This window comes from Fretibacterium fastidiosum (genome assembly GCF_000210715.1).
GTDB lineage: Bacteria > Synergistota > Synergistia > Synergistales > Aminobacteriaceae > Fretibacterium > Fretibacterium fastidiosum.
On sequence record NC_021038.1, the window covers coordinates 2,428,596 to 2,440,678 of the forward strand.

At 66.8% G+C, this 12,083-nt stretch carries 10 protein-coding genes; 3 read left to right on the plus strand and 7 right to left on the minus strand.

Going from position 1 to position 12,083, the window contains the following annotated elements:
- Window positions 1–2,097, plus strand: a 2,097-nt coding sequence (locus SY1_RS10920; RefSeq protein WP_208873797.1) for a CDC48 family AAA ATPase, incomplete at its 5' end; no start/stop codon positions are given.
- Between the two features lie 153 nt (window positions 2,098–2,250).
- Here the strand turns inward: SY1_RS10920 and SY1_RS10925 are convergent.
- From SY1_RS10925 to ribD, 7 genes are all read right to left on the minus strand, one after another.
- Window positions 2,251–2,712 (minus strand): 23S rRNA (pseudouridine(1915)-N(3))-methyltransferase RlmH, encoded by a 462-nt coding sequence (locus SY1_RS10925; protein WP_015557051.1) that lies wholly within the window; start codon window positions 2,710–2,712, stop codon window positions 2,251–2,253.
- A gap of 8 nt (window positions 2,713–2,720) precedes the next feature.
- Window positions 2,721–4,457, minus strand: coding sequence for a WecB/TagA/CpsF family glycosyltransferase (locus SY1_RS10930; RefSeq protein WP_208873798.1), 1,737 nt, complete (start codon window positions 4,455–4,457; stop codon window positions 2,721–2,723).
- A gap of 10 nt (window positions 4,458–4,467) precedes the next feature.
- Window positions 4,468–5,745, minus strand: coding sequence for a serine--tRNA ligase (gene serS, locus SY1_RS10935; RefSeq protein WP_015557052.1), 1,278 nt, complete (start codon window positions 5,743–5,745; stop codon window positions 4,468–4,470).
- Entirely contained in the window at window positions 5,738–6,238 is a 501-nt protein-coding gene (gene ribH / locus SY1_RS10940) for a 6,7-dimethyl-8-ribityllumazine synthase (protein ID WP_015557053.1), read from the minus strand. Before ribH ends, serS begins: the two co-directional genes overlap by 8 nt.
- 66 nt (window positions 6,239–6,304) lie before the next feature.
- On the minus strand, window positions 6,305–7,555 hold the full coding sequence (gene ribA / locus SY1_RS10945; RefSeq protein ID WP_279369736.1) for a GTP cyclohydrolase II: 1,251 nt from the start codon (window positions 7,553–7,555) through the stop codon (window positions 6,305–6,307).
- Entirely contained in the window at window positions 7,545–8,183 is a 639-nt protein-coding gene (locus SY1_RS10950) for a riboflavin synthase (RefSeq protein WP_015557054.1), read from the minus strand. Before SY1_RS10950 ends, ribA begins: the two co-directional genes overlap by 11 nt.
- Window positions 8,165–9,280: a bifunctional diaminohydroxyphosphoribosylaminopyrimidine deaminase/5-amino-6-(5-phosphoribosylamino)uracil reductase RibD gene (gene ribD / locus SY1_RS10955; RefSeq protein ID WP_015557055.1), complete on the minus strand. Its 1,116-nt coding sequence runs from the start codon at window positions 9,278–9,280 to the stop codon at window positions 8,165–8,167. Before ribD ends, SY1_RS10950 begins: the two co-directional genes overlap by 19 nt.
- Window positions 9,281–9,474: 194 nt before the next feature.
- Between ribD and SY1_RS10960 the strand changes: the two genes are divergently transcribed.
- Both SY1_RS10960 and SY1_RS10965 read left to right on the plus strand, forming a co-directional pair.
- On the plus strand, window positions 9,475–10,005 hold the full coding sequence (locus SY1_RS10960) for a hypothetical protein (RefSeq protein WP_208873799.1): 531 nt from the start codon (window positions 9,475–9,477) through the stop codon (window positions 10,003–10,005).
- A 38-nt stretch (window positions 10,006–10,043) separates the two neighbouring features.
- Window positions 10,044–11,933, plus strand: a complete 1,890-nt coding sequence (locus SY1_RS10965; RefSeq protein ID WP_208873800.1) for an FAD-dependent oxidoreductase — start codon at window positions 10,044–10,046, stop codon at window positions 11,931–11,933.
- Window positions 11,934–12,083: the final 150 nt, after the last annotated feature.

Below are 12,083 nucleotides of genomic sequence, written 5' to 3' on the forward strand. Positions count from 1 at the left end.
ATGCGAAAGGATTTCAAGGTGCAGGAGTCGTACCCAGGAGACGCCCTGAAGGGCATTGCCAGAATGCACCCGAAGGACATGGAGCAACTGGGGCTCTCGGAGGGCGCGCTCATCGAAATCACGGGAAAGAGGACGACGGCGGCCCGCGCCAGGGCGGGGGACCCGGAGGCGGGGCGCGGCATCCTTCAAATCGACGGCCTGCTCCGCGAGAACGCCTCGACCTCCCTGGACGAGACGGTCAGCGTCGAGGGGGCCGTGGAGCGGCGCTTTGCGGGCAATGCCACCCTGGAGCCCCTGACGGAGACGAAGCTGTCGGACAAGGAGCAGGACCAGGAGTACCTGTTATCGTCCCTGGAGGACACGGCCGTCCGCACGGGAGACCGCGTGCGGGTCAACCTCTTCGGAACCCGCGTCTGCGACTTCCGCGTCACGGCGACGACGCCCGCGGGGACGGTGGTGCTCAACAGGGCCACCTGCCTGAACCTGCTGAAGCCCGCGAAGACGGTCCGACCGCACAGGGTCTCCTACGAGGACATCGGCGGCCTCGGGGCGCAGATCCGCAAGGTGCGGGAGATGATCGAGCTCCCCCTGCGCTTTCCGCAGGTCTTTGAGCGCCTCGGCATCCAGCCTCCCAAGGGGGTCCTGCTCTACGGCCCTCCGGGGACGGGGAAGACCGTCATCGCCAGGGCGGTGGCCGGGGAGACGGACGCCTGGTTCACCCACATCTCCGGGCCCGAGATCATAGGGAAGTTCTACGGGGAGAGCGAGGAACGGCTCCGCAACATCTTCGAGGAGGCACAGGAGCGGGCTCCCTCCATCATCTTCATCGACGAGATCGACGCCATCGCTCCGAAGCGCGAGGACATGGGCAGCGAGAAGCAGGTGGAGCGCCGGGTCGTGGCCCAGCTCCTCGCGCTGATGGACGGCCTCGAGTCGCGCGGGCAGGTCGTCGTGATCGCGGCGACCAACATCCCGAACGCGCTGGACCCCGCCCTTCGGCGTCCGGGGCGCTTCGACCGGGAGATATCGGTCCCGATCCCCAACAGCGCGGGACGACTTGAGATCCTTCAGATACACACGCGCGGTATGCCCCTGGCGAAGGACGTGGACCTGAAGAGGGTGGCCGCGCTCTCCCACGGCTTCGTGGGCGCCGACCTCGAAGCGCTGGCGAAGGAGGCCGCGATGGCCTGCGTGCGCGACGTCCTGCCCTACGTCGATCTCAGGACCCAGACGATCCCCTACGAGAGGGTCGCAGCCCTCGAGGTCGGGATGCGCCACTTCCTGTCCGCCCTGATGGAGATCGAACCCTCGGCGATCCGCGAGGTCTTCGTCGAGATTCCAGACGTCTCCTGGCAGGACATCGGGGGGCTGGAGGACGTCAAGGCGGAGCTCTACAACGCCGTTATGTGGCCGCTGGAGCACGCGGACCTCTTCGAGAGGTGTGGGATCCGACCGATCCGCGGGATCCTGCTTCACGGGCCCTCCGGGACGGGGAAGACCCTTCTGGCGCGCGCCCTGGCACGAGAGAGCGGGATCAACTTCATCCCGGTCAAGGGGCCTTCCATTATGTCGCGCTACATCGGGGAATCCGAAAGGGCCCTCCGCGAGGTCTTTCGCGTGGCGCGTCAGGCGGCGCCCTCCATCCTCTACTTCGACGAGGTCGAGTCCCTCCTCCCCGCGAACGCGGGGGACGGCGTCACCGAGAAGCGGGTCATCGGACAGTTCATGTCCGAAATGAACGGCATCGAGGACCTTCAGGGCGTCGTCGTCCTGGCCACGACCAACCGGCTGGACCTGGTGAATCCGTCGTGCCTCACGCCCGGAAGGTTTGACCTGATCCTGGAGCTTTCCCTGCCGGACGCGGAGGCGCGGCGGGATATCTTTCAGATCGAGCTCCGCAGGAAGCCCGTGGCGCCGGACGTGGACCTGACGACCCTCGCGGAGCGCACCGACGGCATGACGGGCGCAGACATCGCCTTCATCTGCCGGAAGGCGGCCCTGGCAGCCCTGCGGGACAGTATCACGCAGGGCGTGGAGACGATCCTCCTCGCGGCATCCCACTTCGAGGCAGCGCTGGAGGACCTGGGCAGGCGCTGACGGAACGCCCGCCACTGAACGTACCGTCTCATTCCATTTCCAAATCCTTCGTGGACGAGGCGGCTTTTGCGAGCTGCAGCGAAGGCGTACATAATAGTACGTCGAGCAAGGCGAGCAAAAACAACGAAGTGTACGATGGATTTGGGATTGGAATTAGTGGTGGTATCCGGTCCCCTGTAAAATCGAGAAAGCGCGGTACAGCTGCTCCGCCAGGAAGAGGAAGCTCATCTCGTGGGTGAAGGTCATTTGGGAGAGCGAAAGCCCCGTGTCCGCGCGCGCCTTCACCGCGTCGCTCGTCCCCCAGGGGCCGCCGATCACCATCAGGAGGCGTCCTCCGGCCCGTTCCATTTCAGCGGCAAGAAACGAGGCGAACCCCGGACTGTCGTACTCGGCGCCGTCCTCGCGCAGGAGGACCGTCCGATCCCTGGGCCTGATGCGGCGCAGGATATCCTGCCCCTCCTTCGCCATCGCCTCCTCCGGCGAGCGCGCCGGAACGTCCGGGGTGCGCTCCACCCCCACCAGTCCCGCCGGGCGAATGCGCGCCAGGTAGTCCTCCGCCAGCGACGCCAGCGCCCTCTCCCTGGACCTGCCCACGGCGAGGATCAGAACCTTCATCCCCGTCGTCAGCGCGGAGCGCTGCGCGTGGGGTGGAGCCTCACCTTCGCCGCCAGCACCCGCGCCACGAAGGAGAACAGCCCCAGGTCCTTCCTCCAGCGGGCTGGCTCCTGGAACAGCCGATAGAGCCACTCCATCCCGATCTTCTGCACCCATGACGGCGCCCGACGGAGCTCTCCGGCAAAGACGTCAAAGGCGCCCCCCACCCCCACGGCCAGGACCTTCCCCAGGCGCTTTTCGTGCAGGGCGACCCACTTTTCCTGCCGGGGAAGCCCCATGGCCACCAGGAGGACCCTGGCTCCGCTGGCCGCGACGGCGGCGGGCACGTTCGGGTCCTCCATCTCGAAGTACCCGTCCCGCGTCCCTGCGACGATCAGGCCCGGATATCGGGCGGACAGGGCGGCAGCACACCGCGCCGCCGTGTCTCCGCTCGCGCCCAGAAAGTACACGGGCCATCCCTCGACGGCGGCCGTGCGGCAGAGCTGTTCGGCGAAGTCGATCCCCGCCACCCGTTCCTGAAGCGGCATTCCGAGGAAGCGCATCCCCCACAGAAGGCCGGTCCCGTCGGCCAGGACCAGCGCGGAACGCCGCAGGATGCCGCGGTACTCCTCGTCCTTAAGGGCTTCGACCATCCCCAGGGCGTTGACGGTGGCCACGAGTTGAGCGCCTGTGCCCCGTGGATTGGAGATCAGCCCACGGGACCGGGAGATCGCGTAATTCATGGAGACGTTGTCCAGGGGAACCCCCCACAGTTCGGGGGCCTCGCGGGCGATGGCGCCCCGCTTCGTCCGGCGGCGGAACAGCGAGAAGATCACGGCAAAGACGCACAGGCCCACGACGCCCCAACACCCCCGCATCATGGTGCGCGGAGGGGACTGGATCAGCGCCGCCGCGATGCTGACGAGGGCGCAGAGCCCCGCGATGAAGCGAACGGCGTCCGGGTGCTCCAGCCCCCGCGCGATCATGGCCCTGTAGAGGTGTCCTCCGCCGTCGGGGCGCTCGGCGAACGCGCGGCCGCACCAGAGGAGCAGGACCTCCGCAGCGGGAATGGCGTAGAGCCCCACGGAGAGGAAGAACATGGAGCTGAAGACGATACCCTTGCTGTTCCCCAGGATCGCTGTGCCCGCCACCAGGATGCTCCACATGGAGGACATGGCCCGTCCCGCTTGGCGGTAGGCGTTGCCGAAGCGGCTCCAGAAGGCCCCAAGGAGGGCGAGGCCCGCAAAGGTCATGAAGAACGCCTCCGAGGCGGGGCCCTCCATCAGGAGGACCGCCATGAGCATCAGGGGGTACGTCGCGGCCAGGACGTTCCCCACCAGCCCGGGGATATCGTCCAGGTGACGAAAGACGATGGGAAAGGCCGTAAACCAGAGCGTCGTCAGGGCGAAGGAGGCGGAGGGCTCCAGGTAGATGTAGTCTCCGTCGGAAAAGCGTATGTAGTGGATCGAGGGCCCCCAGAGGGCGCAGAGCACGCCGATCAGGAGAAAGCAGAGGTCCCACCTGCGCCTGTGGTAGAGGGCGCCGGCAAGCCCGACGGCCCCCGCGACGGCGGCGGCGGCGGCCACCGCCCTGGAGTAGGGCGAACCGAACCAAATGGCCAGGAGCATCCATATCCCCAGCAGAAGCAGGTCTCGAAAGTAGTTGTATTGGCGGAGCGGCAAGGTTCGCTTGATCCAGAACTGAACCGCGATGCAGAGAATCGCCGCCAGGGAACAGCCGACGGCGATCGTCGCGTAGTCAGGCACGCGGGCCCCCTCAGTCCTTCCCGATCGCGCTCGTGCCGTTCATGTAGGGCACGAGCGCCCTGGGGACGACGACGGTGCCGTCCTCCCGCTGGAAGTTTTCGATGATTGCGATGAGCGTGCGCCCCACGGCGATGCCGGACCCGTTCAACGTGTGGACGAACCGCGGCTTGCCGCCGCTTGCCGGGCGGTAGCGGCAGTTCATCCGGCGGGCCTGAAAGTCCTCGCAGTTGCTGCACGAGCTGATCTCGCGGTACCTCTTCTGTGAGGGGAGCCAGACCTCGAGGTCGTACGTCTTGGTCGAGCCGAAGCCGATGTCCCCGGAACAGAGGGACACCACGCGATAGGGCAGCTCCAGGGCCTGCAGCACCGATTCCGCGTCTGCCGTCAGCTTCTCGAGCTCGTCGTAGCTCGTCTCCGGCGTGCAGAGCTTCACCATCTCCACCTTGTCGAACTGGTGCTGACGCAGCATTCCCCGAACGTCCCGGCCTGCGGACCCGGCCTCCCGCCGGAAACAGGGCGTGTAGGCGGTGTAGTAGAGGGGCAGGTCCGACTCCTCCAGGATGCTCTCGCGGTGAAGGTTGGTGAGCGGCACCTCCGCCGTGGGGATCAACCAGAGGTCCTCGTCCGCGATACGATACAGGTCCTCCGCGAACTTCGGCAGCTGCCCCGTCCCCTCCAGGATCGCGGACCGAACCATGAAGGGCGGCTCCACCTCGAGGTACCCCTGTTTCTGGGTGTGCAGGTCCAGCATGAAGGCGATCAGGGCACGCTCCATGCGGGCGCCCATCCCCTTCAGGACGGTAAAACGGCTCTGAGCGAGCAGGACGCCCCGTTCAAAGTCCATGATGCCAAGCGCCTCGGCGATGTCCCAGTGGGGCTTGGGCTCGAAGGAGAACTCCCGTGGCGTTCCCCAGGTCCGAACGACGGGGTTGTCGTCCTCGTCCTCCCCCACGGGCGTCGTCTCGCTCAGGCGGTTGGGGAGCCGCATCAGGCAATCGTTCAGTTCCGACTCCGTCCTGCTCAGCCCCTCGTCCAGCTCCTTGATCCGGTCGCCCATGAGGCGGATCTCCTGCATGAGGGCGTCAACGTTTTCGCCCGTCTTTTTCGCCGCTCCCACCTTGCGGGACCCCTCGTTGCGCCTGGCCTTCAGGTCCTCCGTCTCCATGATGATGTGGCGGCGCTTCTCGTCGAGCGCCTCCAGTGCGTCCATATCGAAGTCGTGCCTGCGGTTTTTCAGAAACGACTCCACCTCTTCGCGGTGCGCGAGCATCCAGCGAAGGTCAAGCATTGCGCGTCCCCCCCCTCGTTCCGTCCGCCGTGCGGATCGTCCTCATCAAATTCGCCATCTCAATGGCGCCGTAAGCGCAGTCCGCCCCCTTGTTCCCCGCCTTGCTGCCGGCCCGCAGCAGCGCCTGATCCAGCGTGTCGCAGGTCAGGACGCCGAAGATCACGGGGACCCGCTGTTCCAGTCCGACCTGCGCGAGGCCCTTCGACATCTCCGCCGAGACGTAATCGAAGTGCGGCGTGTCCCCCCGGATCACCGCCCCAAGGGCGATGATGGCGTCGTACTTGCCCATCAGCGCGATCTCCTTCACCGTGAGGGGCAGCTCCCAGGCTCCGGGAACCCAGAAGACGTCGATGGCGTTGTGGGAGACGTCGTGACGCAGGAGCACGTCCTTTGCCCCGTCGAGCAATCGGCTCGTGATCAACTCGTTGAAGCGCGAGGCGACGATTCCGACGGACAGCCCCGTCCCCAGCAGTTTTCCCTCTATGACTCGCATCAGACACACCTCGTTTGTCTATCGTTATTTTTATCTCTTGAAGCGTGGATTTTCCGAGAAGCGGCCTTATAGCAGGTGGAGCAGGTGTCCCATGCGGTGCTCCTTCGTCTTCATGTACCTCTCGTTGTATGGGTTCGGCTCGATGACGATGGGGACGCGGTCCACGATCTCAAGCCCGTACCCCTCCAGGCCGACCACCTTCTTGGGGTTGTTCGTCATCAGGCGAATGCGCTTCAGCCCCAGGTCCATCAGGATTTGAGCCCCCGTCCCGTACTCGCGCAGGTCGGGCGGAAAACCCAGGGCGACGTTCGCCTCCACGGTGTCCATGCCCGCGTCCTGAAGCTCGTAAGCCTTGAGCTTGTTGAGGAGCCCGATGCCGCGCCCTTCCTGACGCATGTAGAGCAGCACGCCCCGTCCTTCCCTCTCGATCATCGACAACGCCGCGTGGAGCTGAGGTCCGCAGTCGCAGCGCAGGGACCCCAGGAGGTCCCCCGTAAAGCACTCGCTGTGCACTCTCACGAGGACGGGTTCTCCGCTCGCAACGTCCCCCATGGTCAGAGCCACGTGCGTGTGCGCGTCGTCGTCCTGCAGTTTGCTGCGGTATGCGTGGGCGCGAAACGCGCCGTACTCCGTCGGCAGGTTGACCTCCACCCTCCGCTCCACCAGCTTCTCCCGGCGGCAGCGCCAAGCGATCAAGTCCTTGAGGACGATGAACGTCAGGCGATGCTGCCCGGCCAGGGCCAGCAGGTCCGGAAGCTGAGCCATGGCGCCGTCCTCGTTCATCACGTCGCAGGAGAGCCCTGCGGGTGGGAGCCCCGCCAGGCGCGCCAGGTCCACGGCCGCCTCCGCGTGGGAGGCCCGAACGAGGACGCCTCCATCGCGCGCCTCCAGCGGAAAGAGGTGTCCCGGTCGCACGAAGTCCTCCGCATGGGTCTCCGGGGACGCCGCCAACCGCGCGGTCAGGGCTCGATCCGCTGCGGAGACGCCGGTGAGCACCCCCTCGCGGGCGTCCACCGGAACGAGAAAGGGCTCCGCCCTGGTGCCGCCCTGCTGCGGGGCTGCGACGGGAGTCAACTGGAGCCTGCGAGCCACCTCGCCGGCGACGGGAAGGCAGATCAGTCCCCGCGCGTACCGCATCATAAAGTTCACGTTCTCCGCCGTCGCGCCGGAGGCCGCTCCCACGAGGTAGCCCTTGTCCTCCGGGCCCTCGTCGTCGGCCACGAGGACCAGCTCCCCCCGGCGCATCGCCTCGATCGCCGCTTCGACCTTGTCGAACGGGGGCCGCTCGTCCTTCACCGCACCCTTTTCAATAGCCAAGTCCCCTCAGCTCCTCCATTGTGAGCCCTTTCCCGCTCCGCGAACCCCTCAGCAGGCGCTCCGTATATTTACCCAGTATATCCGTCTCGAGGTTGACGACGCTTCCCACCCTGGCCGCCCCCAACGTGCAGGACCTGAGCGTCGTGGGGATCAACCCCACCGAGAACTCCGCCTCCAGCGCGTCGATCACCGTCAGGCTGACGCCGTCGAGGGCCACGGAGCCCTTGGGCACGATGCCGCGCAGCAACTCTGGATCGGCGCGGAAGACGGCCCTTCGGGCCGTGCCCTCCCCGGTCATCTCGCGCAGGACCGCCGTGCCGTCCACGTGTCCCAGCACCAGGTGTCCGTCCAGGCGGTCCCCCAGCCTCATGGCGCGCTCCAGGTTGACCGCGGTCCCCGGCTGCAGGGCCCGAAACCACGTGCGTTCCGCCGTCTCCGGCATCATCTCCACGTCAAAGGCATCGCCCCGCAGCGCCGTGACGGAGAGGCACGCGCCGCTGACCGCTACGGACTGCCCCAGGACCAGCTGAGGGGCGATCTTCGGGCACTCGATCGACAGGGTGTGGACCAGTCCTCCCCTGGTGAACGCCCGAACCCTCCCCACGGCCTCTACAAGTCCGGTGAACATGAAAAGCGCCCCTCCACCAGGAGGTTGTCCCCCACGGGCCGCGACGTGACGTCCTTGAGGTTGAAGGACTCTGCGACGGAGGCCGGCGAGAACCCCTCTCCCATCCCGATTCCCTCGCCCAGGACCCTGGGCGCCACGAACAGCGAAAGGGAGTCCGCGAGATGCCCTTCCATCAGGGCGGTCAGCACGCGCGGCCCCCCCTCCACCATCAGCGTGAGTACGCCCTCCCGTGCCAGAAAGGCCAGAGCCACCTCAAGGTCCACGCGGCCTTCGCGGGACGGCAGCGGCACGACGCGCGCCCCGGCGGCCTGCAGGGCCCGCGCCCTCTCCGCCTCCTGGGAGATCGTGAGGATCAGGCACCCGCCGCGAAGGGCCCTGGCGCTCGTCGGGGTGCGCAGGTGCGAGTCCAGGATGACCCGCAAGGGGCTCTTGCCCTCCGTGTGCCGCACGGTCAGTTCAGGATCGTCCTTCAGCACCGTGCTCACCCCCACCAGGATCGCGTCGTGGGAGGCGCGCATCCCATGAGCCCACTGGCGAGCTTCGGGGCCCGTGATCCATCGGCTGTCGCCGTCCGTCAGCGCCATGCGCCCATCGAGTCCGGACGCCGCCTTGAGGGTCACCCAGGGGCGACCGAGGGTCTGGACGCGGATGAATCCCTTGTTGACCCGGCGCGCCTCCTCTTCGAGGCAGGGTGCGGAGACCTCCACCCCCGCCTCCCGCAACACGGCCAGCCCTCCGGAGTTCACCCTGGGATTGGGGTCCGCGGTACCCGCCACCACGCGGGATACCCCCTCACGAACCAGCCTCTGGGCGCAGGGGGGCGTCCGGCCGAAGTGACAGCACGGCTCAAGGGTCACGTAAACTTCGGCGCCGCGCGCCGTCTCGCCCCGCCGCTCGGCGTCCTTCAGGGCGGCAACCTCCGCGTGGTCCTCGCCGCACCGACGGTGCCACCCCTCCCCCAGAATGCGCCCATCGCGCACGAGGACACACCCCACCATCGGGTTGGGGGAGGTTCGCCCCATGCCGCGCAGGGCCAGGGACAGGGCCCGGCGCATATAGTATTCGTCTACCCTGCGATTGACAACGATCTCGTCCATCTCCTCACAAGACAACCGAAAGAGAGCGGGCCCCTTCGCCGCTCTTTTTCAGCTTGAGATACATTATACCTGATAAAAAATATAACGACGTTCGATTTTCCAGCCTCTCACGCTCTTGTATGGTGTATCATACTCCAATGCGAACGTTCCATCGCCCCTGCGGAACGAACTATTTTGATAACGAAGGAGACGTCATGACGAAGAGAGAAGACGAAATGTGCCCTCATCCCTCGCGCTCCGTCCTCCGCGCGGCGCTGAGGACCGGGATGGGCCTTGCGCTGTGCGCCGCCCTGTGCCTGAGCCTCTGCCGGCCCCTCTGGGCGTCGGGGAATGTGGAGCGGGCTCTGGCGCTGCTCGAAAAATTCACCCCAGGCATGACCTACGAGCAGACCTCTGCCCTGCTGGACGCAGCGGCGGAGGCCAACGCCGTGGGAGGCGACAAAAAGCTGCTGCGCCGGGCGTGGCTTCACGGTGAGTTTGGGGTCGAGATATATTTTCTGGAGGAGCGGGCCTACCGCATCGACGTCCTCTCCCACTTCGCGCGGGAGCAGGACGTATCCAAAGCGCTCGACGAGGTCCTGAGGCTGGGACAGGGACGGTACGGCAGCGCCCCGCGCTTTGACCTCAACCTCGGCGAGTACTACTGGATCGCGGGAGCCTACAGGCTCTCCTTCTGCAAGGCAGGGCCCAGGGAGGTGCGCCTCAGCAGGAGAGCGGCGCGCTGACCTTGCGGCGTCGTAAGGGTTTAGGGAGGTTTTCTTTCGTGAGATCGGATCGGAAGTTCATGGGCATGTGGCATTCTCTGAGGACCGCCGCGTGGCTTGCGGCTCTCGCCTTCGTCGGCGCAGCCTTCGCGGCGGGCCCCGCGGATTCGGCGCCACGCGGGGGGAAGCGCCGCGATTACGACGTGGTGGTGGCCGGTGGCGGCATGGGCGGCATTGCGGCGGCCATTCAGGCCGCGCGGCTTGGGGCTTCGGTGCTCGTCGTGGAGCCAAGCGCGTGGATAGGCGGTCAGGCCACAGCGGCGGGCGTCTCCACGATGGACGACCTCAGCCGGACGCGCAGCGGCCTGTACCTTGAGTTTGTCTCGAAGCTGAAGGACTATTACGACGCGAGGGGGAAGGCCATGGGGACCTGCTACTGGGACGCCAGGAGCCTGGCGTTCGAGCCCCACGTCGGCCACGACGTCCTGATGGAAATGGTGGAGGCAACGCGCGGCAGCGGAAAGAACGTCCTGGACGTCCTCACGAACGCCTCGGTCACCGCCGTCAGGAAGGAGGGACACAGCGTTCGCGGCGTGGCCCTCGAGACGGGGCGAGGGAGCCGGGACGTCACCTGCAGGGTCCTCATCGACGCGACGGAGTACGGGGACCTCCTGCCACTTGCGGGGCTGCCCTACCGCGTCGGAAACTCCGTCGCCCCCTTCGTGAACCCGGACGCCATGATTCAGGACATCACGTGGGCCGCCGTCATCAAGAAGTACCCGGGGGGCGTCCCGGAGGAACTGAGGCCCGTCGCCCCCCTGCCCGGCTACGACCTGGCGCGGCGCAACTACGAGAGCTACGTCATCGCCGGAGGCGCGAACTTCAAGGGGACCTACCCCGTCGTCCTGCCCGTCAACTTCGTCTCGCACAACGCCTACCGAGGCCTCCCGGATTCCTCGACCCCCTGGACCTACGACGGCAACGCGGTGAACTGGCCCTATATCACCAAGTGCGGCGTCAACTGGGGCAACGACTACCCGGGGAAGTACGGATGGGAGGGAAAGCGCGGCCTGCCCGCCGCTTACCTCGAGGACCCTGCCCTGAGGGAGGAGGTCGAGCGCCAGGCGCTGATCAAGACGCTGCACTTCATCTACTACGTCCAGAACGAGCTGCAGGAGAACTGGTCCGTGGCCGACGACGAGTACTGGAACGACCCGCTGCCGCCGGCGGCGCGGGAGCTCCCGACGGAGTGGCAGGAGATCGTCCGCCGGATGCCGCCCGTCCCCTACGTCCGCGAGTCGCGCCGTGCGGTGGGACAGCGCACGCTGACGTCGGCGGAGCTCCTGCAAAACTCCCTGAGCTATCGCGACGGCCAGACCAGCCACGAGTTCCCCAACGCGATCGCGATCGGCGGCTACATCCTGGACCTCCACGGCGCGGACACGGACTCCGACATGGAGTGGGAGCTTGGCGAGAGGGCGATTTCGAGCGAGCTCAACCGTCCCAGAGGTCCCTTTCAGGTGCCCCTGGACGTCCTCATTCCGTCGGACGTCGAGGGCTTCCTCGTCGCCGAGAAGAACCTGTCCATGTCCCGCCTCTCCGCCGGCGCCCTCCGGCTCCAGCCCATCTGCATGATGACGGGCCAGGCGGCGGGGGCCCTGGCCGCGCTCTCCGCCAGGGAGGGCGTCAGGCTCCGTGACCTCCCCGCCTTCCACGTGCAGTGGGCGCTCCTGAACGCCGGGGTCGAGCTCTCCCTGTGCCGCTACTCCGACGTGCCTCCGGAGCATCCCTGCTACAGGAGCATCCAGATATCCAACCTCTACGGGCTGACGGAGCCGTCGGAGTACCCCCACGCCTCCTCCTACAACATCCAGGACCTGGACGACCCGGTCCTGGCCATGGCCCTCATCAAGGGGGACACAAGGGAGTGTTCGGCACGGACGAGATGATCACGCGGAAGGAGATGGCCTCCATGATCGCGAGGGGACTCGCCGCCTGCGGCGCGAAGCGCGGCGTTCCGGCCGCGCCGGAGGGGAAGCCCGACGCCTTCGTGACGCGGGGGGTCCTCGCTCGTGAGCTGTGCGCCGCCTTCGGGTTTC